General features: G+C 62.0%; 19 protein-coding genes. 11 read left to right on the top strand and 8 right to left on the bottom strand.

Annotated elements, in window-relative coordinates:
- Positions 1 to 157 precede the first annotated feature (157 nt).
- From ACGJAX_RS24690 to ACGJAX_RS24710, 5 genes are all read right to left on the bottom strand, one after another.
- Complete coding sequence (locus ACGJAX_RS24690) at positions 158 to 2155, bottom strand: U32 family peptidase (protein ID WP_247257289.1); 1998 nt, start codon at positions 2153 to 2155, stop codon at positions 158 to 160.
- A gap of 214 nt (positions 2156 to 2369) precedes the next feature.
- Complete coding sequence (locus ACGJAX_RS24695; RefSeq protein WP_090320103.1) at positions 2370 to 2750, bottom strand: RidA family protein; 381 nt, start codon at positions 2748 to 2750, stop codon at positions 2370 to 2372.
- Between the two features lie 82 nt (positions 2751 to 2832).
- Positions 2833 to 5421 carry an EAL domain-containing protein gene (locus tag ACGJAX_RS24700; RefSeq protein ID WP_390956498.1) on the bottom strand — a complete coding sequence of 863 codons (2589 nt, stop codon included), beginning with the start codon at positions 5419 to 5421 and terminating at the stop codon, positions 2833 to 2835.
- A gap of 191 nt (positions 5422 to 5612) precedes the next feature.
- Positions 5613 to 8438 carry an amino acid adenylation domain-containing protein gene (locus ACGJAX_RS24705; protein WP_390956499.1) on the bottom strand — a complete coding sequence of 942 codons (2826 nt, stop codon included), beginning with the start codon at positions 8436 to 8438 and terminating at the stop codon, positions 5613 to 5615.
- Positions 8439 to 8506: 68 nt separating this feature from the next.
- On the bottom strand, positions 8507 to 9379 hold the full coding sequence (locus ACGJAX_RS24710; RefSeq protein ID WP_090320093.1) for a mechanosensitive ion channel family protein: 873 nt from the start codon (positions 9377 to 9379) through the stop codon (positions 8507 to 8509).
- A 926-nt stretch (positions 9380 to 10305) separates the two neighbouring features.
- On the opposite strand from ACGJAX_RS24710, the gene ACGJAX_RS24715 reads away from it, so the two are divergent.
- From ACGJAX_RS24715 to ACGJAX_RS24740, 6 genes are all read left to right on the top strand, one after another.
- Complete coding sequence (locus tag ACGJAX_RS24715) at positions 10306 to 11436, top strand: PAS domain-containing protein (RefSeq protein WP_247257286.1); 1131 nt, start codon at positions 10306 to 10308, stop codon at positions 11434 to 11436.
- Positions 11433 to 12869: a sigma 54-interacting transcriptional regulator gene (locus ACGJAX_RS24720; protein WP_390956500.1), complete on the top strand. Its 1437-nt coding sequence runs from the start codon at positions 11433 to 11435 to the stop codon at positions 12867 to 12869. The genes ACGJAX_RS24715 and ACGJAX_RS24720 overlap by 4 nt, the downstream gene beginning before the upstream one ends.
- A gap of 269 nt (positions 12870 to 13138) precedes the next feature.
- Complete coding sequence (locus tag ACGJAX_RS24725; RefSeq protein WP_248915170.1) at positions 13139 to 13741, top strand: dimethylamine monooxygenase subunit DmmA family protein; 603 nt, start codon at positions 13139 to 13141, stop codon at positions 13739 to 13741.
- Complete coding sequence (locus tag ACGJAX_RS24730; protein ID WP_390956501.1) at positions 13738 to 14706, top strand: 2Fe-2S iron-sulfur cluster-binding protein; 969 nt, start codon at positions 13738 to 13740, stop codon at positions 14704 to 14706. The genes ACGJAX_RS24725 and ACGJAX_RS24730 overlap by 4 nt, the downstream gene beginning before the upstream one ends.
- 17 nt (positions 14707 to 14723) lie before the next feature.
- Positions 14724 to 15764 carry a DUF3445 domain-containing protein gene (locus ACGJAX_RS24735; protein ID WP_090320072.1) on the top strand — a complete coding sequence of 347 codons (1041 nt, stop codon included), beginning with the start codon at positions 14724 to 14726 and terminating at the stop codon, positions 15762 to 15764.
- Between the two features lie 179 nt (positions 15765 to 15943).
- Complete coding sequence (locus ACGJAX_RS24740) at positions 15944 to 17476, top strand: amino acid permease (RefSeq protein WP_390956502.1); 1533 nt, start codon at positions 15944 to 15946, stop codon at positions 17474 to 17476.
- A gap of 125 nt (positions 17477 to 17601) precedes the next feature.
- On the opposite strand, the gene ACGJAX_RS24745 is transcribed toward ACGJAX_RS24740, so the two are convergent.
- Entirely contained in the window at positions 17602 to 17838 is a 237-nt protein-coding gene (locus ACGJAX_RS24745) for a hypothetical protein (RefSeq protein ID WP_090320064.1), read from the bottom strand.
- 179 nt (positions 17839 to 18017) lie between these two features.
- Here ACGJAX_RS24745 and ACGJAX_RS24750 point away from each other — a divergent pair, with 179 nt between their 5' ends.
- From ACGJAX_RS24750 to ACGJAX_RS24770, 5 genes are all read left to right on the top strand, one after another.
- On the top strand, positions 18018 to 19781 hold the full coding sequence (locus ACGJAX_RS24750; RefSeq protein ID WP_390956503.1) for a lactate permease LctP family transporter: 1764 nt from the start codon (positions 18018 to 18020) through the stop codon (positions 19779 to 19781).
- A 79-nt stretch (positions 19782 to 19860) separates the two neighbouring features.
- Positions 19861 to 21360 (top strand): glycolate oxidase subunit GlcD, encoded by a 1500-nt coding sequence (glcD, locus tag ACGJAX_RS24755; protein ID WP_390956504.1) that lies wholly within the window; start codon positions 19861 to 19863, stop codon positions 21358 to 21360.
- Positions 21360 to 22424 carry a glycolate oxidase subunit GlcE gene (glcE, locus tag ACGJAX_RS24760; protein ID WP_390956505.1) on the top strand — a complete coding sequence of 355 codons (1065 nt, stop codon included), beginning with the start codon at positions 21360 to 21362 and terminating at the stop codon, positions 22422 to 22424. Before glcD ends, glcE begins: the two co-directional genes overlap by 1 nt.
- A gap of 3 nt (positions 22425 to 22427) precedes the next feature.
- Positions 22428 to 23645, top strand: a complete 1218-nt coding sequence (glcF, locus tag ACGJAX_RS24765; RefSeq protein WP_248915177.1) for a glycolate oxidase subunit GlcF — start codon at positions 22428 to 22430, stop codon at positions 23643 to 23645.
- 18 nt (positions 23646 to 23663) lie between these two features.
- Positions 23664 to 24065 (top strand): heme-binding protein, encoded by a 402-nt coding sequence (locus ACGJAX_RS24770; protein WP_390956506.1) that lies wholly within the window; start codon positions 23664 to 23666, stop codon positions 24063 to 24065.
- A gap of 338 nt (positions 24066 to 24403) precedes the next feature.
- On the opposite strand, the gene ACGJAX_RS24775 is transcribed toward ACGJAX_RS24770, so the two are convergent.
- Together ACGJAX_RS24775 and ACGJAX_RS24780 are read right to left on the bottom strand one after the other, a co-directional pair.
- Positions 24404 to 24769 (bottom strand): type 1 fimbrial protein, encoded by a 366-nt coding sequence (locus tag ACGJAX_RS24775; protein WP_390956507.1) that lies wholly within the window; start codon positions 24767 to 24769, stop codon positions 24404 to 24406.
- A 143-nt stretch (positions 24770 to 24912) separates the two neighbouring features.
- Positions 24913 to 25566 carry a peroxiredoxin gene (locus ACGJAX_RS24780; RefSeq protein ID WP_090320045.1) on the bottom strand — a complete coding sequence of 218 codons (654 nt, stop codon included), beginning with the start codon at positions 25564 to 25566 and terminating at the stop codon, positions 24913 to 24915.
- Between the last annotated feature and the right edge of the window lie 114 nt (positions 25567 to 25680).

A 25680-nucleotide genomic window follows, 5' to 3' on the forward strand; every position in this document is an offset into this window, starting at 1 on the left:
GGCTGAAGATACGTTGCAATACAAACCGCAAGCGGTTGCAGGCAGGAAGCTTTGCGCAAGCCGGCCTGCTGATGCAGCAGTCCGCGCAAAGGTTTCAATGGCGCTGTTGCCCGGGATGGGGCGAGCACGACGCCGTGACGTCGCGCTCGCCTGTCACTCAGTGAGGGGCGCGAGGGATGGTCTTGAGCAGGTCTTCAGGGCTGATGTGGCCGACCACCGACTGAGCACTGCCCGGTTGCGGCAGGTCCAGGATGTGGCCCTTCATCTTGCCGATCACGTGCATTTCGCACGGTTTGCAGTCGAACTTCAGCGTCAGCACTTCATCGCCATGCACCAGCTGCATCGGCGCCACCTTGGTGCGCACGCCCGTCACGCCCTTGGCCTGTTTCGGGCACAGGTTGAAGGAGAACCGCAGGCAGTGCTTGGTGATCATCACCGGCACTTCGCCGGCCTCTTCGTGGGCCTCGTAGGCCGCGTCGATCAGCTTGACGCCGTGGCGGTGATAGAAATCACGGGCCTTCTGGTTGTAGACGTTGGCCAGGAACGACAGGTGCGATTCCGGGTACACCGGCGGCGGGTTGGTCTCGGCTTTGCGACCGCCCCGTGGATGTGCGGCGATGCGCGCCACGGTCAGTGCTTCAATCACTTCGCGGCGCAAGGCCTTGAGTTGCGAGTTGGGGATGAACCAGGCCTGGGGAGCGTCGAGCTTGATGTTCGTGGCGTGGTACTCGGTGGTGCCCAACTGGCCCAGCAGATCGTGCAGTTGTTCCAGGGCCTGTTCCGGCTTGTTGGCCACACCGAACGGACCGTCGAGGGCAACGCTGGCGCTGACGCCCTCTTCACTGGTGGCGGTCAGTTCCAGGCGCTCTTCACGCAGGCGCGCGACCCACGAAAGGCCGATCCGGCGCTCGGCGGACGTCTTTTGCAGCGCCTGGGCCCAGTTGTGATCCAGGTTACGGCTGAGCGGGTGATTGGGGCGCAACTGGTGCAAGCCTTTTGGCATCTCGTTCGGCTCGACGCGGTAGCGATAACGCTTCTCGCCGTCCTCTTCGAACTCGCCCTTGGGCTCGGCAATGTTGGTGCGCCAGCCCACCACTTCACGCTTGACCAGCACATTGAGGCCGTCGCCGTTGGACAGCGGCTCGTGGGTGACCACCAGCAGATCACGCTTGCCGACTTTTTCCACCACGCCTACCGGCAAGCCGGTGAAGGTCGGCGAGTCGAAGGCGCCGATGTCGATCTTGCGTTCGCTGACGAAGTAGTCGGTGCTGCCGCGGTGGAAGGTCTTGTCCGGATCGGGCAGGAAAAAGTGCGCGGTGCGGCCGCTGGAGGCACGGGCCAGGTCCGGGCGGTCTTCGAGCACAGCGTCGAGGCGCTGGCGGTAATAGGCGGTGATGTTCTTCACATAGCCCATGTCCTTGTAGCGCCCTTCGATCTTGAACGAGCGCACGCCGGCTTCGACCAGGGCGCGGATGTTGGCGCTCTGATTGTTGTCCTTCATCGACAGCAGGTGCTTCTCGTAGGCGATGACCCCGCCCTTTTCGTCTTTCAGGGTGTACGGCAGACGGCAGGCCTGGGAGCAGTCGCCCCGGTTGGCGCTGCGGCCGGTCTGCGCGTGGGAAATGTTGCACTGGCCGGAAAATGCCACGCACAGCGCGCCGTGGATGAAGAACTCGATCGCCGCGTCGGTCTCGTCGGCGATGGCGCGGATTTCCTGCAGGTTCAGCTCACGGGCCAGCACCAGTTGCGAGAAACCGGCCTGATCGAGGAATTTGGCCCGCGCCAGGGTACGGATGTCGGTCTGGGTACTGGCGTGGAGTTCGATCGGCGGGATATCCAGTTCCATCACGCCCAGGTCCTGGACGATCAGTGCGTCGACCCCGGCATCATAGAGTTCGTGGATCAGCTTGCGCGCCGGCTCCAGCTCGTTGTCGTGCAGGATGGTGTTGATGGTGGTGAACACCCGGGCGTGGTAGCGATGGGCAAACTCCACCAGTTGGGCGATATCGCTCACTTCGTTGCAGGCATTGTGGCGGGCGCCAAAGCTTGGGCCGCCCAGGTACACGGCGTCGGCGCCATGCAAAATGGCCTCGCGGGCGATGGCTACGTCGCGGGCGGGGCTGAGCAATTCGAGGTGATGCTTGGGTAGGGACATGTGTTTTTAGTCTGGCCTGTCACGATCAAGGCACGCATTGTAGCGGCGAAACCCTTGACCGGCACCCACAGGCTGCCCGATGGCGCCAGCCTGAACGAATTTGCCTGAGCTTTTTGTGGGAGCGAGCCTGCTCGCGATGGCTGCGTGCCAGTCGGCAGCAGCGTTGACGGTCATACCGCTATCGCGAGCAGGCTCGCTCCCAAATAGGGTGTTTTCAGCCCTTGGCGGCCATCGCGGTCACTTCCACGCGCATGCCTTCGACCGCCAGCGCGGCTACGCCAACGGCGGCGCGTACCGGCCAGGGCTTGGCGAAAAAGCGTTGGTAAACCTCGTTGAAGGCGGCGCGGTCGGCCATGTCGGTGAGGTAGATGGTCAGGTGCAGAACCCGGTCCATGGAACTGCCGGCACGCTCCAGCGCCACCTTCAGCGCCTGCAGGGTGCATTCGCTCTGCAGGGTGATGTCGCCCAGCTCCAGGCTGCCGTCGGCGCGGGTCGGGATCTGGGTGGAGACCAACAGGCCGCCAAAACCGGCGACGTCGGAGGAGATGGAATCGGCATCGGGGTCCGGAACAAAGGTGATGTCTTGATTGGCCATGGGCAACTCTTGCTTGAGAGGGTAAAGGGTCGGTCGAAACCGGGCGGCCAGTTTACAGTGCCATTGTCAGGCCGTCCCTTAATCAGCTCGAAATCCCCAGCCCCAGGCAGAGCGGCCCTGCCCCGTTGCACACGGCCCCGCCCGCGTTTGCCAGATCAATGAGTGGCGCGAAGGCCTGGGCAGGCAGCGGGACCGAGAAGAAATTGCCCTGGCCGATCTCGTAACCCTGGGCCTTGAGGATGTCGCGCTGGACGGCGGACTCAATCCCTTCCGCCACCACGGTCAACGACAGACTCCTGCCGATGCCGATGACCGACTCGCTCAGGGCCCGGCAAGACCTGTCGTGTTCCAGGTCGTCGACAAAACTCTTGTCCAGCTTCAGCTCGCTGATCGGCAGGTGCCGCAGATAGCCCAGACTGGAATAGCCCGTGCCGAAATCATCGATGGCCAGCCGCACCCCCAGTGCATGCAGATCGCGGATGGTTTTATGGGTGCCTGGACTGTTGCAAAGCACCACACCCTCGGTCACTTCCACGCACAAGTCAGCGGGTTGCAAGCCGTATCGCTGCAATTGGCCGGCAATCAGCTCGGCCAGGTCGAGGTTGTGAAAGTTGATCGGCGACAGGTTGATCGAGAGCGACGCAATCGCCAATCCTTGTCGCCGCCACGCGGCCAGTTGCTCACACGCCGCTTGCAGCACCCATTGACTCAGTTCATTGATCAGCCCGCACTCCTCGGCCAGCGGTATGAATTGCCTTGGCGAAATGTCGCCCAGTATCGGATGCGCCCAGCGTGCCAGGGCCTCGACACCCACCAGCCTGCCGTTGTTGAGATCGATCTGTGGCTGGTAGAACAACTCAAGACTGTCGTTGGCCATGGCGTTGCGCAACGCTGTCTCCATGACCAATCGGTCTTGAGCGTTCCGGGTCATCTCTTCGACAAAGAAGCTGAAGCTGCCGCGTTCGATGCGTTTGGCCTGATACATCGCAATGTCGGCACGGTGCAACAGGCTCTCCATGTCCCGCCCGTCACCGGGAAACAGGCTGATGCCAATGCTGGCCGAAACGACCACAGATATGCCGGCAATCGTGGTCGGGCGACTCAGGAGCAGCATCAGCCGCTCGAGAAAAGTCGCGACCTGTGTGGCGTTCATGCGTGGCAGCACAAGGACGAACTCGTCGCCGGACAGACGCCCGACCAGGTCTGACTCTCGCAACACGCTGCGCAACCGGTGCGCCATGACGCGCAACAACTCGTCACCCGAGGCATGGCCCAACGCATCGTTGATTTGCTTGAAACGATCCAGATCGACGAACAGCACGGCCAGCTCCGCCTGCTCACGCGCCATTGCGACCAGGGTGCGTTGTGCCTGGGCGAGCAGGAAACTGCGATTGGGCAGGCCGGTCAGGCCGTCGTAAAAGGCCATTTTTCGAATGGACTGGCGGGCTTGCTCGCGTTCGAGCGCCAACATGCACAGATGGGTGCCCGCTTTGACCAGATGGCCGTGCAAGGGGTCAGGCCCGCGGCTTTCGCGGAAATACAGGGCAAAGGTCGCGGCGATACGCCCGGCACCGTTGCGCACCGGCATCGACCAACAGGCCTGCAAGCCGGACTGTTGAGCCAGGTGCTTGTAGTCCGCCCACAGCGGGTCGTTATTGATGTCAGTCACCAGCACCGGCTCGCCCCGGTAGGCGGCGGTACCGCAGGACCCTGCCACGGGGCCGATGGCCAGGCCTTCGATGGCCCTGGAGTATTCGGTCGGCAAACCGGGGCTGGCCAGGGGATGCAGAATCCCTTGGGGGTCGACACTGAGGATCGAAACGATGACTTCGGGGGCGATGCGTTCGATTTCATGGCACAACAGCGTCAGCACGCTTTCCAGCGACTCTTCCTTGAGCAATGCGCCGATGACTTTGTTTTGCAGCACCTCATGCAGCTTTGACTGGGTAATGTCCGTCAGCACGATCACCACGTGCTCGACCTGGTCCCGAGCATCGAACACAGGCGTCGAGGACACATGCACCCACAGGCGCTGGCCGCTGCGTTTGCTGACAAGCGCGCTGAACTCGTGAGGCTGGCCGCAGAGAACGGCTTCCAGCTCCGGCTCCGCGTGGGTTTCGGCCCGCGCGTCGGGCACGAAGAACAGCATCGGTGATTGCCCGATCACCTCTTCACGGGAATACCCCAGCAAGCGGATCAGCCCGTCATTGACGTAGATGAGCTGCCTTTGGGCGTCGACGATGCAGGTCGCCGAATGCGTGGCATTGATCGACATCGACAGCAGCCGGTGCTCGAGGTCTTGCACGCGCAGGTGCGTGACATCCTTGAGGAACGCCGCATGCAGGGTCTGATCGTGCAGGGTGATTTTCGAGACGGACATCACACCCCAGCGCTCCTGGCCATCGCGGCGCAGGATCCGCACATCCAGACCGCTGTGCTCGCGGGAAGAATCGTCCGGGGTCAGGCTCAGCCCCCGGGGGATCAGGGCACTGACTGCACGGCCCAGCACGTCCATGCGCGAGCAGCCCCAAAAGCGCTCGGCAGCGGCGTTGAAAAACACCACAAGGTCGAGCTCATTCACGACCACCACGGCGTCGATAGCCTGCTCCAGCGTTTGCACGAACAAGCCTTGCGCCGCGTCGTCAGTTGCCAGCTCGACCCTTGTGTTCATCGCTGCCACTTCTATCCGTGCAACCACCGCCTTTCATCCAGGAAAGCCCGTGGGACGCCGCAAGACCCTGTCCTTGCCGGAAGGGACCCATCATCCAGACAACCGTTGATTCCGGTTAACGACGCGGTACAGCATCAAACGCATGAAAAACAGGATAGCCGTGAAGTGGCGACCTGACGAAAACACTGACGTCAGGCCACCCGTTCAATCTTTTGCGAACGGCGCTTCTTCTCCGCACCGTTCAAGCGCATCAAAACGATTCGAACGAACTTGTTCCAGGCATAACCGACCAGGATCCCGCCAAGGATGGCGATAATCACCGCTAGTACAGGGCTGTCATTGAGGCGATGGGCCAAGGACTGGAATTGAAAGTGCGTCAGATAAATGTACAGCGTTGACGCGGCGATGGCGGCAAGCCCCCGCGCGATCAGGCCGGGTACGGGCACGGAACGGATCCAGATCACCGCAAGCACCGCTGGCACCGCCACATCGATGTATTCGCTCATGCCAACCGCCGGCAAGCCATGTCCGTAGAACTCCAGTACGTCCCGCCCACCGAGCACAATCACCGTCACCGCACTGGCCAGCCATTTGCGCCGGGTGGAGTCGGCATAGTGAATGGCCATGCCGAGCACCATGATCGCCAGGTAATGCTGCGGCACCCGGTTATTGAGCGCTGATGCGTCAAACACATAGGCACTGATCAACAGGTCAGCCACCGCCAGCAGACAGGACGCCATGAGCAAATAACGGAACGGATTGGAAAGGATGATTGCCCTGACGCGCTCGAACGACAACACGATCCCGATGATCACGATCATCTGCAACAGCACCTCAATGTACCAATAGGTGAAGTTGCCGATTTCCCTGGGTGGAAACCAGTTGGAAATCATCAAGACTGACGGCCAGTGAACCCTGTCGAAAAGCACCTGGGTCAACACCGTATACAGGACCGTGGGCACCGCGATACTGGCCATGGACTTGAGGAGCGTACTGGCGTTACCGCGTTCATTGATGGCTTGAACCTGGAACCTAGCCAGGCTGAGACCGGACACGGCGAACAACACGGCCGTCTCGCCGAAAAACGCCCAATCGGAAAACAGATGAAAATGCCCGACCACAATCATCACGATGGACATGACCCGCAGCAACACGGGAACTTCCATCGCCCGAATGGCCAGCCTCGACGGTTTCGCCGTGTTGGCCAGCTCACCCAGATCACGGACCGGCAGCATTTCCCATCGATCAGGCAGATGCCCGATCAACTGCTCAAGGACCATTGAAGCCTGGACAAACGACAGCGAATCGCCGCCCAGTTCCACGAACGACAGGTTGGCATCGATAGACGGGACTTCGAGGATTTCAGACCAGGCATCCGCCAGCTTGAGCGTGAGCGGCGACAGGTTCTGGTTCGAGCCAGGGGACGCCGCATCCGTTGAGGCGCCCACCGCAGCCAGTGCCCGCTTATCGATCTTGCCGTTCGGTGTCAGAGGAATGGCGTCCAGGAAGACAAACTGCGCCGGCACCATGTAGTCGGGCAGTTCCTTGCTGACATGCTCACGCAATTGAACCGAGGAAACAGGGTCGGTTGAAACGCAATAGGCCACCAGCCTCACATTCGAACGATCGCTCGCCGCCAGCACAACGCACTGTTTGACGCGGGGATGGCGCGAAAGGGTGCCTTCGATTTCGGTCAGTTCGATTCGGTGCCCGCGAATCTTGACCTGACTGTCACCGCGCCCCAGAAACATGACACTGCCATCTGGCAGATAGGTGCCAAGGTCGCCGGTCTTGTAGCAAATATCGTCCGGGGCGTGAGTAAAGGGATTGGCCACAAAACTGTCCCGGGTCTTTGCCGCGTCGCCCCAGTAACCCAATGACAAATAGGGACTGCGAATCAGGATCTCCCCGACCTCTCCGGTGCCGGCCAGCTGACCGGCCTCATTCACCAGCAGCAGTTGTGCGCCGTCAATGCCTTTGCCCAGGGGTATCCGCGCATTGTCGGCGGCGGGATCGAGCGGGTGAAACGCCATGGCTTGCGGCGTTTCCGTCGTGCCGTAAAAGTTCACGCTCTTTGCATCGGGTGCAATGCCGCGCATCTGTTCGTACAAGGTATCGCTCAGGGCATCGCCGCCCCAGAACAGATAGCGCAGATCGTTGAATCTGGAGCCATTGATCTTTGCCCCCGCCTCTATGAGCTTGCCCAGGGGCGGCGTCAGGTGAATCACCGAAACGGCATGCTTATGCAGCCATGTGGCCAAAGCCGATGGGTCGATCACGAGCGATTGCTCGGGGATGACCACTTTGGCGCCGATCGACAACGGGGTGAAGACGTCCCTGTAGACGGGGTCATGCCCCAGTCCGGACAGCAGGGAAAAACAATCGTTTTCCGACAGCGAATGGTGCCGGGTATGCCACTCGATGAAATGAACCAGCGGCGCATGGTGGGTGACAATCCCCTTCGGTTCACCGGTACTGCCCGATGTGAAGGTGATGTAGGCCGGATGTGCCGGGTCGACTACCGGCAAATCCTCTGGATCAACGGCATGGGCATGCAGTGATTCGCTGGGCGATTCGGCAATTTTCACCACCCGTGGAGGAGCAACCCCTGGCTGGGATTGCCCATGCCCCGGTTCGAAGGTCGCCCCGCCGCAGAGCAACACAAATGAAGGTTGCAGTATGCGAATGATCTGCTCGATGCGCGCCGCAGGATAGGCCATGTCGGCGACGCTGAACGTCAGCCCGGCGCGTGAGGCGCCGAGCATGGCGTAGACCAGGCCTGCACAGCGGTTCGACACGATCACCACCCGGTCCGACGCGCTGGCGCCCTGTTCGATCAGCAAACCGGCTATGCGCCGGCTGGTCTCTTCCAGTTGACGATAAGTGCACGTCACATCGTGAGCGATGACTGCGGTTGCATCAGGCGTGCGTCTGGCCTGCTGCAAGAAATCCATGAATATCGGACGTTCGACACAATATTCCAGGGGCTGCGTTGGGTTGGGGCGAACATCCTGCATTTATTGATCCTGCTCCGCATGAAGTCGATTGCGACCCGGTACCCATGACCGCAATCGAATTGACGCCGTCATTCCTTGGTCAGTGCTCCGGGCAAGGTAGCGCCCTGCTGGAAAATCACCGTTTGTGCTGGCATCGGCGCCGGGAAGCCGGCCTCGCCGAGGGCATCCTTGATGATGCGGTTGGTGTCGAAATACACCTGCCAGTAGTTTTCGTTATGGCAGTAAGGTCGCACCGCCAGCACCGGCCCCACCAGGTTGAACTCGAGAATCTCCACATCCACCGCCGGCTCGGCGAGCACATTGGGGATGGTCGCGATTTTCTCCTTGAGCAAGGCCGCTGCCGCCTTCCAGTCGGCCGCTCCGGAGAGCTGCGCCTTGAGTTCAACACGGCGGAACGGATTGTGGGTGAAATTCTGGATGTTGTCGCTGAAGATCTTGTTGTTGCCCACCAGGGTCAGCACGTTGTCCGGGGTGTTGATCGCCGTGGCGAACAGGCCGATTTCGGTCACCGTGCCGGTCACCCCGCCCGCGCAGATGAAATCGCCCACCTTGAACGGGCGCAGGACAATGATGAAGGCACCGGCCGCCAGGTTGGCCAGCAACCCGGACCAGGCCATGCCGATCGCCAGACCGACCGCAGCGAGCAACGCGGCGAAGGTGGTGGTCTGCATCCCGAGGTAACCGAGAATGCCGATCACCAGGATGATGTTCAGCGTCACCGTGATCGCCGAGCCCACGTAACGCAGCACAGTCGGGTCCACCCGCTGCTTGCCCAGGGCTTTCTGCACCATATGGACGGCAAAGCCGATCAGCCAGCGCCCGACGATCCAGAACGCTATGGCGGTCAGAATCTTGACTGCGAACGCGGCTCCGTAGGCCTGCACGATGGCGATGAGGGCGTTGAATTTGGCAGTGGTGACATTAACGATGGACTCGTCCATGGGGGGAGCTCGCAAATGAGGGTCGACCTCAAGACGCTAGCACAGCCGGCGAACCCCGCCAGTCGATCGAGCTTTGTACCGCTCTGAACAGTCGAGCGGCGAACCTGCACAACGATACACAACCCCGGATTCGAGACACATGCAGCGTACATAACGGTGGAAAAGTGGGCCGGTCGCAATTACGACGTGACCATCAATCTGGTTTAAGCCCCCGAACCGGTGCGGGCACGGTCCTTGTAGGCGCTGGCCTGCCAGCGATGGTCGTTAGCGATAACGCGTGCGGTCTGGTTAAACGCGGCGTACTTGAGTCCATCGCCAGCAGGCTGGCTCCTACAGGAGCACTACTCGGGATTTTCTGAGCTCCATTAAAAAGCCCGCTCAAGGCGGGCTTCGAAGATCAAGTAGGTGGCCAGCGCTGGTCTCTGGCTTACAAGGTTTATCAGGCCTCCCACAGAACAGTCATGGAACCATCTTGTAGCTAAAAGTACTGTCCTGCTTCACACGGCATAAGGGCTGGATCTCAGCGCGGAGATCTTTCTAACCGTGTACCCTTCGGAGCGCGCCCCACGCCTCCTCGCTATCCGCTTGCGCATCAGTCTGCGTCATCACCTACACCTTCAGAGTAGCAAAGCACTCGGCGCCCGGGACGGTGTTTTTAGACCGATTTCATCCTGCGAAATACGGGGCAGGACGGAAAAATGCTATTGCCCGCCTACCTTGATTTCGTCACTCATCGGATAGATTCCGCCTGCCCTGGCATTGCCCTTAAGCTCGACTCAAACGCTGCGTAAATGCACACACCTGCAAAACTGCAGCACCCTTCGAGAAGCGGTCTCTCCCCTATGCCCTGTTTTGTGGCTGTCGAGATTGGCATGCGAAATGCCCCGTCTTTCTCCACCCCTTAGCCGAATCGAGCCGATCCACCGATGGATATCCTGAATTTGCTGGCCAGAAAAGCCCAGCCTCTTGCAAGCACCGTCAGTGCCGACGGGCAACTGCTCAACCTGTCCGCCAGCCTGAGCGATCAATTGGGTTATGCGCTTGAAGAGCTGCTGTCTCAACCGATCGAACGCATTTTCAGTGTCGAGTCGGTGCGCACCGTACAAGCATTGTTTGCCAACCCGCCAGCGGACGAACAGATCCACAGCCTGGAGCTCACCCTGATTCGTCACAACGGTGGCCTGCTGCATGTGATCGCCAGTGGATTGCTGGAGTGGCGCTCGGTACAGCCGGCGCGCCTGCACTTGCTGAAAATCCCCCTCGGATCCCTGGGCCATCGGCTGCGGGAAATGCACAACGCCAATGAAGTGATGAGCCAGATGCTGCAGAGCGCGAAGGTGGCGTACTGGTGCATCGAGTTCGCCGAAGCAGTGGACATCCACAATTCCCCGGATGAAATAGTCCGCCAGGTGTTCGAAAACGACTCCCACTGGCGCTTGTGCAACCGTGCCATGGCCGAGGTCTATGAAATGCCGTCGGATGTCGACTTCAACCAGCAGCCGGTGCGCCTTTACTGGCCGCGCAGCCCGGCCAACGAAGAGTTCGTGCGGCGCTTGATCGAGTCCGGTTTCAGCGTCGACTGCGCGCTCTCGGTGGATCGCCGCCACGATGGCTCGCCGGCCTATGTCGAGAACGATGTACGGGCGACCATCGTCAACGGCCAACTGCTGCGGATGTGGGGCAGTATTCGCGACGTCAGCCAGGAACTGCGCATGCAGCATGACGCCGAGCAGCGCATCGATGCCTTGCGCCGGGTGTTCGATGCGGTGCCCGACGCCGTGCTGGTGATCGATGAACACTTGCAACCGCAATGGCGTAACGCGGCTTTTGAAGACACCTTCGGCATCTCCCATGGCGCCGGTATCGCGCGCTTGCTGCTGGACATGGCCTTGCCGGAACGCACCTGGCACAACCTGCCTCTGCCGGACCTGCGTGGGCGCGAGCGCCATTTCAACGTGCATTGCTCGCGCATTCTGGTTCGCGAGGGCGTGGCATGGCGGGTCGCGGTCTTTCGCGAAAGCCAGGGCGTTCGCCGCGTCGAAGAGTTGCACCCATGAAAGACTCAAACCTGCCACCCTCGTTGCAAATGGGTATGCGCTCTTCGGTCAATGCCAGCAGCGAGGTGCTGGGTGCCTTGCTGGAAACCCCGGCGTTGCACGCGTTGCTCGACAGCTTCAGTGAAGCCTTGATCGTCACCGACGGTGAAGGCCGGGTGCGCTTTCTCAACCTTGCCGCCGAGCGCGTCAACCGCCTGTCGAAGCAGCAAGCGATCGGCTTGCCCGAGACTGAATTTTTCCAGCGTTCGGCCTTGAATTACGACGACTTGCTGACCGCCCTCAATCGCGGTGGCAACAGCGCCCTGACCCGCTCCCGGGAAGGACGCGTGCTACTCAGCAGCACCCACGCGATTCCCACCGGCGCCTACGAAAAACCGTTCCGGATGCTGACCCAGAAGGACTTCGACGGCAGCCAGCCGCCGCGACGGGCAGCGCTCGGCAACCGCCCCCTGGAGCCGCAAGGCCTGCGCGACCCACAGGACAGCGCCCTGCACCTCTCACCGCAGCTGTCGAGCATCGCCGACACCGGCGTGCGTGCCTTCCGCCGACGCGCGCGGCTGTTGCTCCTGGGTGAGCCCGGCGTCGGCAAGACGGCGATTGCCCGCCACATTCACCGAGCCGCTGGTTGGGGCGATCGGCCATTCATTCACGTCAACTGCGGGAGCATTCCCGAAAGCCTGTTCGAGTCGGAAATGTTCGGCTATGAGCGCGGCGCGTTTACCGGGGCGTTGCAAGGCGGCAAGCAAGGCTATATCGAGGCGGCATCCGGCGGGACACTGTTCCTCGACGAAATCGGCGAGATTCCGCTGCATGTGCAGGCCAAACTGCTGAAGTTTCTCGAAGACAGCACCATTCAGTCTGTCGGCTCGCCCTTGAGCAAAACCGTGCAGGTGCAAGTGATTGCCGCCACCAACAAGGACCTTCGCCATCTGGTAAGCACCGGTGAATTTCGTGCCGATCTCTACTATCGCCTGGCCGTGTTGCCCGTGGAAATTCCCCCCCTGCGCCAGCATCGTGATGACTTGCCGTTCCTCATCGACATCCTGCTCAGCCGCATCAACGGAGATCGCGAACCTTCCTTGAGCCTGTCGGCCGGTTGCCGCAAGTGCCTGATGGGTTATGACTTCCCGGGCAATATTCGCGAACTGGTGAATATTTTCGAACGCCTGGCGGTCCTCGCCGACGATGAGGCTCAGGAGCATCATTTGCCGGCTGAACTGTTGCACCCGGCACCTTTGCAGCAGCGTTTCAAACCCGCAGAGGCGGAGAACGGCCCGGAGCAAAGCCTCGAGCAGAACCTCAAGCTTCAGGTCCAGCAGTTCGAACGCCAGGTCATCCTCCAGGCCGTGGAGCTATGCGGGAGCAAACGCAAGGCGGCGCAGCATCTGGGGATCGACATCGGCACGCTGATTCGCAAATTGCAGCGCGACTGACCTCAAAGGCTGTAAACACCGTCCAGCAGGCGCTGGCTTGCCAGCGCCTGCAGGGAGGTTCCTTGCTGCATCGGCGTGCTGCAAAAACGCCTACAAATCCAGTTACTTTTGCCTGTACCCCACCGAAAAACAAACAATAAACCCTTTAAATTCAACACGTTAAATAACTGGCACGCCCTGTGCTCCTGCTATCGCAACCCACCGTCGTTGGGCTTTGCATCACAGCCGGCTTTCAACAGCCGAGCCGATAGTCAGGAGGAATAACAAGAATGCTGATCACCGGGATCAAAAGCCGGCCAGTCTATGACCGGCTGCAACCGCTGCCGGGCGGTACGCGGCACATCATTGCAGGGCAAGGCAGTGGCGGGCGCGCCATGTTGCGCCTGCTCGACGAGATGGCCGGGCTGGACCGGCCCATTACTTTGCTGTACTCCCGGGAGTCCTTTTCCGGCCAGGACTTTCTCGCCCGGTTACAGCAGCACCCAGGCCATCAATTGGAGCTGTTCGCCAGTAACCAGGCGTTGATCGACGCCCTGAACGACCTGCTCTTCGATGCGCGCATGGGCACTCGACTTTACCTGGCCGGATCCGAAAGTTTCCTGGGCAGCGCCATGCAAGTGGCCACTCGCTTTGACCTCAATCGAGATGAAGTACTGCGCGAACACTCCGGCACGCTGGTGCGCCGGGTCTGGTGCGTGCACTGCGACACCTACACCGAAAACGTCACCCAACGCGTCTACGACTGCCCTGGTTGCAGTCTGACGCTGGTGGTGCGCGACCACTATTCCCGGCGGCTGGCCGCGTTTCAGGCGGTCAAGGCCGATGCCGAAGTACCGGGCGAACTGCCGCCCGCCGAGGAGCTCGACACATGAGCCAGAACACTGGGACTTTGAATCTGCGCGTGGCCCGAATCGAAGCGGTGACCCCGGAAATCAAGCGCTTTACCCTGGTCTCACCGACCGGCGAGCACCTGCCGGCGTTCTCCGGTGGCAGTCATGTGGTGGTGCTGATCGCCAATGGCCGCAACACCTTGCGCAACCCTTACTCGCTGCTGAGTTCGCCCTACGACACCAGCAGCTACCAGATTGCCGTGCGTCGGGTAGAGAGCGGTCGCGGCGGTTCGGTGGCCCTGCACGACAGCGTCAAGGAAGGCGATCTGATCGAAGTCACGCCGCCGGTCAACCTGTTCCCGCTGATCAAACAGGCACGCCTGCATCTGTTCATCGCTGGTGGCGTCGGCATTACCCCGGTGATTTCCCAACTGGAAGAGCTGCGCCTGAGCAAGGTGCCGTTCGAGCTGCACTACGCAGTGCGCGGCGAAGAACATGCGCGGCTCGGCAAAGAGTTGCGGGCGACCTATGGCGAGCAGGTGCACCTGTACCGCAAAGGCATCGAAGCGCGCATGGACATCGGCCAGGTACTGGCTGATCGCCCGCTCGGCAGCCACGTTTACGCGTGCGGCCCGGACAGCATGATCGATGCCACCCTGGCCGTTGCCCGTGACCTGGGCTGGACCGACAGCCACGTGCACTTTGAACGATTCCTGGAGCAGAGCAGCGGCGGCGAGGCCTTCAGTTTCACCCTCGGCCGCAGCGGCGCGACCATCGAGGTTTCGCCCGACCAGACCATGCTCGAAGCCGTGGAAGCGGCCGGGTACAGCATGCCCTACCTGTGCCGCGGCGGTGCCTGTGGTCACTGCGAAACCGAGGTGCTGGAGCTCGACGGCGAGCTGCTGCACACCGATGACTGGCTGTCCGACGAGGACAAAACCAGCTGCAAGAAAATCATGCCCTGCGTATCTCGCGCCAAGTGCAATCGCCTGGTCATCGACCTCTGATCGACGGAGAAAAAACAATGAATATCCAATTCAATCCCGACGAAACCTACCGCGACGACTACACCTTCGCCAACAGCCCGGAAACCATCGCCCGCGCGCCCTTCCCGTTCCCCGATGACGACTACATGTACTCGATGAACCTCGAGCCCCATGTCTCGGTGGGTGACGGTGCGTTTCGCGCCGCATTCGATATCGACGAGCACTACATCAGCGAATGCCGTGACCGGGCGATCACCCTGGAGAAAGACCCCGGCATGCATTACGTCTCGGCGCCGCACATGATGGAAGCGCAGTGGGACTTGCTGGAGCTGATCATGGAATCCTACGCCCGGGACTACCCGCAGTACTTCAGCCTGGAGCGTGAAGGCCGCCAGTGGCACTGGACCAACCGCCTGCTGGACATCGACGACCGCTTCACCTTCGGCGATCCGGCCACCCTGCCCTACGAGCCGATGGAGTACGTGACCCGCCAGGCCCAGGGCGACTGGGTATTGCAGGAGGAGCGCGACGGCACGCTGTACTGGGGCGCGGGCATCGCTACCCAGCGCGCCGATTATTCCCTGCGATTCAACCTCGGCATGAGCTGGGAAGAGTTCCACGGCCCGGTGCCGCTGGTGAAGGAAATCGGCATGCTCGACCGGGCGCTGAAGTTCCTGTTGCGCCTGCGCACCGGGCATCCGGTTCGCCGCCTGAACTGGTCGCTGACGGTCAACCCACGCCTCGAAGTCTCGGCCGAAAGCCTGCCGGAATGGGCGCCGGACCGGACCCTCGTGACCGCGCAGAACGCCGGCAAGCTGGTTTACCTGCGCATCGAGTTGCAGCCCCTGCATCGCTTGCCGCGCAGCAACGCCATCGTCTTCCCGATCCGCACCTACCTGCTCAGCCTCGAAGACATCGCCACCAACCCGGCCTGGGCCCGACGCATGCATCGGGTGCTGCGCGACCTGAACCAGCAACTGGTCGACTACAAGGGCTTCAGTCGCTACCGCGACGCGGCGGTCGAGTGGCTTTCGCAGTACGACGACGGGCGCGACAGCGAAGTGAAGCAGCAGGCTTGAATCGCAACCGCCCTTCGCAGGAGCCCGGCTTGCCGGCAAAGGCGTCCATGAAAACGCCATCGCTGGCAAGCCGGCTCCCACGGGTCGGATGTGCAGCGAACAGAACAACAAGCTCCACAGGAGCAAGAGCGGCCCCGCCCGCCAGCCTTAATCACTGCCATTGATAATGAGGAAATAACATGAGTGGCTCACCTAACGCGCGTGCAAGCGTCAGCGCCGATCAGGATGCGGAACAGCTCCGCGCCCTCGGCTACAGTTCGGACTTCAATCGCAGCATGAGCCTGTGGGAGAACTTTTCCCTGGGTTTTACCTACCTGTCGCCGGTCGTCGGCGTCTATACCCTGTTCGGTTTGTGCCTGGCCGCTGGCGGCCCGCCAATGTTCTGGTCCTACCTGCTGATCGGCGCCGGACAGATGCTGGTGTGCCTGATTTTCGGTGAGGTGGTGTCGCAATTCCCGATTTCCGGGGGGGTGTACCCCTGGGCCCGCCGGTTGGTGGGCAAACGCTGGGCGTGGATGGTCGGCTGGGTGTATGCCTGGGCCTTGTGCGCGACCATCGCCGGGGTCGCGGTGGGTGCCGGGCCGTATCTGGCTATCCTGCTCGGCTTCAAGCCCGGTCCCGAGGCCAACATCCTCATCGCCCTGGCGATCATCCTGCTCTCCACCGCATTGAACCTGGTGGGCACCAAACTGTTGGCGCGGGTGGCGATGTTCGGCTTTATGTGCGAGTTGGTCGGCGCGATTCTGGTCGGCGGCTACCTGCTGATCTTCGAGCGTCATCAGCCGCTCAGCGTGCTGTTCAACACCTTCAACCTCGAGGTGAATGGTTCGTACCTGCCGGCGTTCCTCGCGGCGTCGTTGGCCGGCCTGTTCCAGTACTACGGCTTCGAGGCCTGCGGCGATGTCGCCGAAGAAACGCCCAACCCGGGCAAGCGCATTCCCAAAGCCATGCGCATGACCATCTACATCGGTGGTGCGGCGGCGATGTTCGCCTGCCTGGCGCTGATCCTCTCGGTGCCGGACATGGCCAAGGTCCTGGCCGGTGAAGACACCGACCCGGTCGCCACCATCCTGGCCAACGCCTTCGGTCCGGTCGGATCGCGCCTGGTCATGGCCGTGGTGATGGTGTCGTTCATTTCCTGCGTGTTGAGCCTGCAAGCGGCGGCCAGCCGGCTGTTGTTCGCCTACGCCCGCGACGAAATGATCGTCGGCAGTTCGCTGTTCAAGCGCCTGTCGGCCAACCATGTGCCGTCGTTCGCCCTGCTGGTCAGCGGCCTGGTGCCCGCGGCGATTGTCTGCCTGGGTTTGTTCATGGCCGATGCCGTGGCCACCATCGTCGGCTTCGCGGCCATTGGTATCTACGTGGCCTTCCAGTTGATCGTGGTCGCCGCGTTGATCGCCCGGGCCAAGGGCTGGCGCCCGAACGGTCAATTCACCCTCGGCGCCTGGGGCCTGTGGGTGAACCTGGCCGCGCTGGTCTACGGTGTGTGCGCCATCATCAACATGGTCTGGCCGCGCTCGCCCGACGCGGCGTGGTACATCAACTACTCGATGATCCTGACCACGCTGGTGGTGATGGGCGCCGGGCTGGTCTACATGCTGCTGGGCAAGCCTTACGACAAGGGCACGGCGCCGGCGGGTGATGCGTGGAAGTTCTCCAAACCCAAGGCCAACGCGACGGGAGTGACCGGCGCAACGCTGCAACGGCCTTGAGGCCATCGCCCCTCAACGACCTGTAGGAGCTGGCTTGCCGGCGAAGCTTTTGGCGTCATTGAATGCCCCTTCGCTGGCAAGTCTGCTCCTGCGGGCTTTGTGTCCTACGCAATTGTGCGGCCCCCCTACAACGTCCGCTGACTATTGCCAATGCCCTTGGCAATATCGATGCCCCAATCCATCGCCGCCTCCATGTCCATCATGTGCGGTTTGGGATCATGGTTCTCGTCAATGACCGTGCCGTCCGGCCGGTAAACACCGATGAACATCCCCAGCGAGCCGTCCCTGAGGATTTCGGCCTTGACCTCGATGCTGCATCCATTGGACAGCGTTTCCTTGTGGACCAGATGGCGCTCAGTCATTGCGGCATTCCTCCCCGTACTGGATTTGGACCCTATTGGCCATGCTAGCTCAGACCCGGCAAACAGCGCTGATTCACAGGACCAGAGGCGCACCCTGACAGCGGCGTAATGCCACCTATACTAAAAGCCACCTCCCCTCAGGGGTCTTCACGCCCAACAATAATAAGCAGAGGTGGAACATGGTCTGGCAGCAGGTCTACGATCCGTTCAACAACCCGGTGCTTTCAACCCTCATGGCGGCCGTGCCGGTGGTGGTGATGCTGGCCTCCCTGGCATTTTTTCACGTCAAGGCGCACCTGGCGGCGCTGCTCGCCCTCACCTCCGCCTTGCTGATCGCGATCTTCGCTTTCGGCATGCCCGCCAACATGGCCGGGTCGGCGGCGTTGTACGGCGCCGCCAATGGTCTGCTGCCGATTGGCTGGATTGTGCTGAACATCATCTTCCTGCACCGGCTGACCACGGAGAACGGCTCGTTCAAAGTGCTGCAGGATTCCCTGGCGAGAATCACCGACGACCGTCGCCTGCAATTGTTGCTGATCGCCTTCTGCTTCGGCGCGTTCTTCGAGGGGGCGGCCGGCTTCGGGACCCCGGTGGCGGTGACCGGGGCGATTCTGATCGGTCTGGGCTTCTCACCTTTGGCCGCCTCTGGCCTGGCGCTGATCGCCAACACCGCGCCGGTGGCCTTCGGCGCCCTGGGCACGCCGATCATCACCCTGGCCAAGGTCACCGGGCTGGATGAAATGGAACTGTCGATGATGGTCGGCCGGCAACTGCCGTTCTTCTCGGTGATCGTACCGTTCTGGCTGATCTGGGCCTTCGCCGGTTGGCGCAAGATGCTGGAGATCTGGCCGGCGATCCTGGTGGCCGGGGTCACCTTTGCCGTGCCGCAGTTCCTGGTGTCCAACTATCACGGGCCCATGCTGGTGGATGTGATCGCTGCGCTGATTTCCATGGCCTGCCTGACCGCGTTCCTCAAGGTCTGGAAACCGGCCACGGTGCATACGTCCGCCGCCCTTTCCGGACGGGTCGACCATTCGAAAATCGATACCGAGCATGAGAGCAAAGCCGAGCCGAACGCGACCTTTGCCAGCGATGCCAAACCTGCGGTGATGCGTGCGTGGATGCCATGGATCATCCTGACCATCTTCGTCTTCGCCTGGGGCACCCAGGGCTTCAAGAACCTGTTCGACACGCGCCCGGCGATCGATCCGGCCACCCACTCGGCCAGGCTCGACCCGCAGGGCAAACCGTTGTCCGAGGCCAATCCGATATTCGCGCCGATCCTGACCTTTACCACCATCCACCAGCAAATCGAGAAGGTGCCGCCGGTGGTGCCGGCGCCGAAAACCGAGGACGCGGTGTACAAGTTCACCTGGTTCACCGCCACCGGCAGCGGCATCCTGCTCGCGGCGATTCTCGGCGGATTGCTGATGGGTTACTCCATCCCGCAGCTGATCAGCCAATACCTGCGAACACTGTGGGTGGTGCGCTATTCGCTGATCACCATCACCGCCATGCTCGCCCTCGGCTTTCTCACGCGTTATTCGGGACTGGACGCCACCATGGGCCTGGCGTTCGCCGCGACGGGGATTTTCTATCCGATGTTCGGCACCCTGCTCGGCTGGCTCGGCGTCGCCCTGACCGGCTCGGACACGGCGTCCAACGTGCTGTTCGGCGGCTTGCAACGGGTCACGTCCGAGCAACTGGGCCTCAGCCCGGTGTTGATGGCCGCCGCCAACAGTTCCGGCGGGGTCATGGGCAAGATGGTCGATGCCCAGTCGATCGTGGTCGCCTCCACCGCCACCCGCTGGTACGGCCATGAAGGGGAAATCCTGCGCTACGTGTTCTTCCACTCGATCATCCTGGCGATCCTGGTCGGCGGGCTGGTGACGTTGCAGGCCTATGTGGCGCCGTTCAGCCACCTGGTGGTGGGCGGCCATTGATCGCCCCAGGTCCTGGCCAGCCTCGAAATGCCCGGGCAATCGTCCGGGCTTTTCACGAAGGGAGTATCGTAAAGCGACCATGAACATTCTCTACGATGAACGCGTCGACGGCGTGCTGCCGGACGTGGACAAGGCCGGGTTGTTGCAGGCTCTGCGCACGCAGTGGCCAGACCTGGAAGTGCTGCATCAGCAGGAAGAACTCAAACCGTACGAATGCGACGGGCTGTCGGCCTACCGCACGACGCCGATGCTGGTGGTGTTGCCCCGAGACATTGCGCAAGTTCAGGGCGTGCTGCGCCTGTGTCATGAGCGTCAGGTGCCGGTGGTCGCCCGTGGTGCCGGCACGGGTTTGTCCGGAGGCGCCTTGCCACTGGAAAAGGGCGTGCTGCTGGTGATGGTGCGCTTCAATCAGATTCTGCACATCGACCCCGCTGCGCGCACCGCGCGGGTCCAGCCCGGCGTACGCAACCTGGCCATCTCCCAGGCCGCCGCGCCCTACGGCCTGTACTACGCGCCGGACCCTTCCTCGCAAATCGCCTGTTCGATCGGCGGTAACGTCGCCGAAAACGCGGGCGGCGTGCATTGCCTGAAATACGGCCTGACCGTGCACAACGTGCTGAAGGTCGACATCCTTACCGTCGACGGCGAATACCTGAGCCTGGGCTCGAACGCGCTGGACTCGCCCGGTCTTGATTTGCTGGCCCTGTTCACCGGTTCCGAAGGCATGCTCGGGGTGATCACCGAAGTCACGGTCAAACTGCTGCCCAAACCCCAAACCGCGAAAGTGCTGCTGGCAGCGTTCGATGCCGTTGAGAAAGCCGGCCGCGCCGTCGGCGACATCATTGCCGCCGGCATCATCCCCGGAGGCCTGGAGATGATGGACAACCTGGCCATCCGCGCCGCCGAAGACTTCATCCACGCCGGCTACCCGGTCGATGCCCAGGCCATCCTGCTGTGCGAACTCGACGGCGTTGAGGCCGACGTCCACGACGACTGCAATCGTGTGCGTGAAGTGCTGGAACAAGCCGGTGCCACCGAAGTACGCCAGGCCAGGGACGAGGCCGAGCGCGTGCGTTTCTGGGCCGGGCGCAAGAATGCCTTCCCGGCGGTAGGTCGCCTGTCGCCGGACTATTACTGCATGGACGGGACGATTCCCCGCCGCGAACTGCCTGGCGTGTTGCACGCCATCGCCGCGCTATCGACGGAGTACGGCCTGCGGGTGGCTAATGTGTTCCATGCCGGCGACGGCAACATGCACCCGCTGATCCTGTTCGATGCCAATCAACCGGGCGAACTCGATCGCGCCGAGGCTCTGGGTGGCAAGATTCTGGAGCTGTGCGTGAAGGTCGGCGGCAGCATCACCGGGGAACACGGTGTCGGTCGCGAGAAAATCAATCAGATGTGCGTGCAGTTCAACAGCGATGAACTGACCCTGTTTCATGCAATCAAAACAGCATTCGACCCCAGCGGCCTGCTCAACCCCGGCAAGAATATTCCGACCCTGCACCGCTGCGCCGAATTCGGTGCCATGCACGTGCATGGCGGACAGTTGCCCTTCCCCGACCTGGAGCGCTTCTGATGCAAGGCGCGGGCGATTTCGATGACAGCGGCCTGCTGCTGGAGCAGGTCAATCAGGCGCTGCAAAACGCCACGCCCCTGCGCATCCAGGGTTCCAACAGCAAAGCCTTTCTGGGACGGGTGACCGCGGGTGAAATACTCGACACCCGCTCGCACCGGGGCATCGTCAGTTACGACCCGACCGAACTGGTGATCACCGCTCGCGGTGGCACGCCATTGGCCGAGCTGTCGCAAGTACTGGATGCCGCGCAGCAGATGTTGCCATGCGAGCCTCCCGCCTTTGGCGATGGCGCCACCGTGGGCGGCATGATTGCTTGTGGCCTGTCGGGGCCACGTCGGCCCTGGTCCGGTTCGGTGAGGGATTTCGTGCTCGGCACCCGGGTGATCACCGGCCACGGCAAGCATTTGCGCTTTGGCGGCGAAGTCATGAAAAACGTCGCCGGTTACGACCTGTCGCGCCTGATGGCCGGCAGCTACGGCACCCTGGGCGTGATCACCGAAGTCTCGCTCAAAGTCCTGCCCAAACCCCGAAAAGCCTTGAGCATCAGCCTGGAAATGGACAGCGACCGCGCCCTGATGCGCCTCGGGGAATGGGGCCAGCAACCGTTGCCGATCAGTGCCGCGTGCCATGACGGCCAGCGCTTGCACTTGCGGCTCGAGGGCGGCGAAGGGTCGGTGGCGGCCGCCCACGACCGCTTGGGCGGGGAGTTGCTGGACGCCTCGTACTGGGCCGACCTCAATGAACAACGCTTGAGTTTCTTCGATGAAGACCAGCCCCTGTGGCGCCTGTCGCTGCCGAACAACACGTCGAAACTGTCGTTGCCCGGCCGCCAGTTGATCGATTGGGGCGGCGCCCAGCGCTGGCTCAAGTCCGACGCCGACGCGGCGTTCATTCGCCAGGTCGTCGCTGAGGTCGGCGGCCATGTCACCTGCTACAGCCACGGGCTCACCGACAGCCCCTTCCAGCCGCTGCCCGGTGCCTTGATGCGTTTGCATCAGCGCCTCAAGCAGCAACTCGATCCCCGGGGCATCTTCAACCCCGGTCGCCTGTACGCGGAGCTTTGAGCCATGCAGACCACGTTGAGCGACAGCGCCCGTCAACTGCCCCGAGCCGAAGAAGCCGACGGCATCCTGCGCACCTGTGTGCACTGCGGCTTCTGCAATGCCACCTGCCCGACCTATCAACTGCTCGGTGATGAACTGGATGGCCCACGCGGGCGCATCTACCTGATCAAACAGGTGCTGGAGGGCAATGAGGTCACGCAAAAGACCCAGCAACACCTGGACCGTTGCCTGTCCTGCCGTAATTGCGAAACCACCTGCCCATCCGGGGTCGACTACCACAACCTGCTGGACATTGGCCGCGCCGTGGTCGACGCGGCGGTGCCGCGTCCGGTCGGCCAGCGCTTGTTGCGCGAGGGTTTGCGCACGCTGGTGCCCCATGCGCACCTGTTCAAGGGCGTGGTCAGCGGCGGCCAGGTGTTTCGCGCGCTGCTGCCCGGCACTCTGCAAAGCAAACTGCCGCGCAGCACTGCGCCGAGCAAACCGCGCCCCATCACCCGTCATACGCGACAGGTGCTGATGCTCGAAGGCTGCGTCCAACCGAGTCTCTCACCCAACACCAACGTGGCCGCCGCGAGGGTCCTGGATCGCTTGGGAATCAGCGTCACGCCGAGTCGCGAGGCCGGTTGCTGCGGCGCCGTGGACTATCACCTCGACGCGCAGGCCGCGGGCCTGGATCGCGCCCGGCACAACATCGACGCCTGGTGGCCGAGCATCGAAAAAGGCGCCGAGGCCATCGTGCAAACCGCCAGCGGCTGCGGTGCGTTTATCAAGGACTACGGCCATCTGCTGCGCAGCGACCCGGTCTATGCCGAGAAGGCCAGAACCGTCAGCGCGCTGGCCAGGGACCTGATCGAAGTGTTGCGTGACGAACCCCTTGAGCAACTGGGGATACACAGCGCCCAGCGCCTGGCCTTCCATTGCCCGTGTACGTTGCAACACGCGCAAAAGCTCGGTGGCGCGGTGGAAGCGCTGCTGATACGCCTGGGTTTCAATTTGACGACCGTGCCCGACGGCCACTTGTGCTGCGGCTCGGCGGGTACTTACTCGCTGACCCAACCGGAACTGGCGCGGCAACTGCGCGATAACAAGATGAATGCACTGGAAAGCGGTTATCCCGAGGTGATCGTCACTGCCAACATCGGCTGTCAGTCGCACCTTGATGGCGCCGGTCGCACCCCTGTCCGGCACTGGATCGAACTGGTCGAAGCCGCCCTGCCTTAATGAGCCCTGGAGAACCCCATGAAAAGCAAAGCCGTGCTGAGTCAGGCCGAAGTCGGCCAAATCCTCGCTGCCGCCCGACAGGAGGCGCAGAACAACCAATGGCCGGTGACCATTGCGGTAGTCGATGACGGCGGCCATCCGCTGGCCCTTGAACGCCTCGACGGCGCCTCGCCCATCAGCGCCTACATCGCCACCGAAAAAGCCCGCACCTCGGCCTTGGGCCGGCGCGAATCCAAGGGCTATGAAGACATGGTCAACGGCGGGCGCCATGCCTTCCTCTCGGCGCCCTTGCTGACGTCCCTGGAGGGCGGCGTGCCGATCATGGTCGACGGCCAGGTGATTGGTGCCGTCGGGGTGTCCGGGGTCAAGGCCGAGCAGGATGCGCAGGTGGCGAAAGTCGGGGCGCAGTGTCTGAAATGAACGCGCCACTTTCGCCGCACGCATTGTGGGAGCGGGCTTGCCCGCGATAGCGGCATGCCTGACACGTCGATGCCGGATGTGCCGCCATCATCGCGGGCAAGCCCGCTCCCACAGGGTTCGCGTCTCCTGCAAAGGCCATGTTTGCCGCCTCATTAAGTCCGTACCCACCAGCACGCCCCAGCGGGAGCGAGCTCCCTCGCCACAGGTTACTGATTGTTCGCAATATCTCTTAAATGAACAGCATTACGGCGAGGTCGGGAGTGTGGTGGTGGTGCATGAGAATCGCGGGCTCAATCCCTAACCGCTATCTGGTCCAGGCGTTGTCGCAGCGATAAGGATCAGGGGTAAGTCAGGGTCACCACGTAATTGCCCGAGGTCAGCGCCCGGCAATTGCCGTCCACCAAGGCGTACTGCTGACGGAGCACGCCACCCTCTTCCCTGTTTTCGCCGATCAGCTTGACCTGGGCGGTCGAACCGTCGATTGAGCGCACAGATTGCAGTGGCTGCACCTTGCGTGCACTGCCGTCCTGGCCTGCGGCCCCGAGAGAACAACCGTGCAAGGCGAACCCTTCGGCCGACGTCGAAACCGGGCAAGGCGGCTCCACAATGGCTCCGCGGAAGGCGATAACCCCTGTCGAGGCGAAACAGGTTCCACTCAGGCTGACCAGCAGCCCCATGGCGATGCAACTACGCAATTGGCTCATCTTCACGCTCCCTTCGAAATAGCTCATGTCCTTGAGGCTGTATCGACCGGATAGCCGGTTTCTGAAGAGCGTGTCGAAAGAGGTCGTACCGACCATCGGTCACCCCGAAGACCCGCTTCGGGGTGACGCTGCTGTCGAGTCGGTTACTTCGGTTGCGCCACGGTGCGCAAATAGGGCTTCAGGGTTTTGAAACCGTCCGGGTATTTCTTCTTCGCATCCTCGTCGGAAACCGATGTGGGGATGATCACGTCTTCACCCGGACGCCAGTTCACCGGGGTGGCCACGGTGTGCTTGGCATTGAGTTGCAGCGCGTCGAGCAGCCGCAGCACTTCGTCGAAATTGCGCCCGGCGCTCATCGGGTAGACCAGCATGGCCTTGACCTTCTTGTCCGGGCCGACAATGAACACCGAACGCACCGTGGCGTTGTCCACCGCCGTGCGCGAACCGCCACTGGCGTTCGGGTGGATCATGTCGTAGAGCTTGGCCACCACGAGGTTTTCGTCACCGATCAACGGATAGTTGACCGCAGTGCCCTGGGTTTCCTCGATGTCACCGACCCACTTGTTGTGGTCGCTCACCGGGTCGATGCTCAGTCCGAGGACCTTGGTGTTGCGCTTGTCGAACTCCGGCTTGAGCTTGGCCAGGTAGCCCAGCTCGGTGGTGCAGACCGGGGTGAAATCCTTCGGATGGGAAAACAGGATGGCCCAACCATTGCCAATCCATTGGTGGAAGTTGATCGTGCCTTCGGTGGTTTCGGCGGTGAAATCCGGTGCTTCGTCGCCAATGCGGATGGACATTTTCGAACTCCTTGCAGTGTTGGATGGAGAAGCCGTCAGAGGGTCGACTGCGGTTCCAACGGCATGGGGAAGACGGTTGACGCGAACAGTATAGGAGAGGTTCGAGGGCGCGCC

Origin of the sequence: Pseudomonas moorei (assembly GCF_042846945.1) — a bacterium.
Lineage (GTDB): Bacteria > Pseudomonadota > Gammaproteobacteria > Pseudomonadales > Pseudomonadaceae > Aquipseudomonas > Aquipseudomonas moorei.

Excerpts from the sequence above, each read along its gene's own strand:
- ACGJAX_RS24690 (WP_247257289.1), bottom strand. The coding sequence starts at position 2,155 with ATGTCCCTACCCAAGCATCACCTCGAATTGCTCAGCCCCGCCCGCGAC.
- ACGJAX_RS24695 (WP_090320103.1), bottom strand. The coding sequence starts at position 2,750 with ATGGCCAATCAAGACATCACCTTTGTTCCGGACCCCGATGCCGATTCC.
- ACGJAX_RS24700 (WP_390956498.1), bottom strand. The coding sequence starts at position 5,421 with ATGAACACAAGGGTCGAGCTGGCAACTGACGACGCGGCGCAAGGCTTG.
- ACGJAX_RS24705 (WP_390956499.1), bottom strand. The coding sequence starts at position 8,438 with ATGCAGGATGTTCGCCCCAACCCAACGCAGCCCCTGGAATATTGTGTC.
- ACGJAX_RS24710 (WP_090320093.1), bottom strand. The coding sequence starts at position 9,379 with ATGGACGAGTCCATCGTTAATGTCACCACTGCCAAATTCAACGCCCTC.
- ACGJAX_RS24715 (WP_247257286.1), top strand. The coding sequence starts at position 10,306 with ATGGATATCCTGAATTTGCTGGCCAGAAAAGCCCAGCCTCTTGCAAGC.
- ACGJAX_RS24720 (WP_390956500.1), top strand. The coding sequence starts at position 11,433 with ATGAAAGACTCAAACCTGCCACCCTCGTTGCAAATGGGTATGCGCTCT.
- ACGJAX_RS24725 (WP_248915170.1), top strand. The coding sequence starts at position 13,139 with ATGCTGATCACCGGGATCAAAAGCCGGCCAGTCTATGACCGGCTGCAA.
- ACGJAX_RS24730 (WP_390956501.1), top strand. The coding sequence starts at position 13,738 with ATGAGCCAGAACACTGGGACTTTGAATCTGCGCGTGGCCCGAATCGAA.
- ACGJAX_RS24735 (WP_090320072.1), top strand. The coding sequence starts at position 14,724 with ATGAATATCCAATTCAATCCCGACGAAACCTACCGCGACGACTACACC.
- ACGJAX_RS24740 (WP_390956502.1), top strand. The coding sequence starts at position 15,944 with ATGAGTGGCTCACCTAACGCGCGTGCAAGCGTCAGCGCCGATCAGGAT.
- ACGJAX_RS24745 (WP_090320064.1), bottom strand. The coding sequence starts at position 17,838 with ATGACTGAGCGCCATCTGGTCCACAAGGAAACGCTGTCCAATGGATGC.
- ACGJAX_RS24750 (WP_390956503.1), top strand. The coding sequence starts at position 18,018 with ATGGTCTGGCAGCAGGTCTACGATCCGTTCAACAACCCGGTGCTTTCA.
- glcD (WP_390956504.1), top strand. The coding sequence starts at position 19,861 with ATGAACATTCTCTACGATGAACGCGTCGACGGCGTGCTGCCGGACGTG.
- glcE (WP_390956505.1), top strand. The coding sequence starts at position 21,360 with ATGCAAGGCGCGGGCGATTTCGATGACAGCGGCCTGCTGCTGGAGCAG.
- glcF (WP_248915177.1), top strand. The coding sequence starts at position 22,428 with ATGCAGACCACGTTGAGCGACAGCGCCCGTCAACTGCCCCGAGCCGAA.
- ACGJAX_RS24770 (WP_390956506.1), top strand. The coding sequence starts at position 23,664 with ATGAAAAGCAAAGCCGTGCTGAGTCAGGCCGAAGTCGGCCAAATCCTC.
- ACGJAX_RS24775 (WP_390956507.1), bottom strand. The coding sequence starts at position 24,769 with ATGAGCCAATTGCGTAGTTGCATCGCCATGGGGCTGCTGGTCAGCCTG.
- ACGJAX_RS24780 (WP_090320045.1), bottom strand. The coding sequence starts at position 25,566 with ATGTCCATCCGCATTGGCGACGAAGCACCGGATTTCACCGCCGAAACC.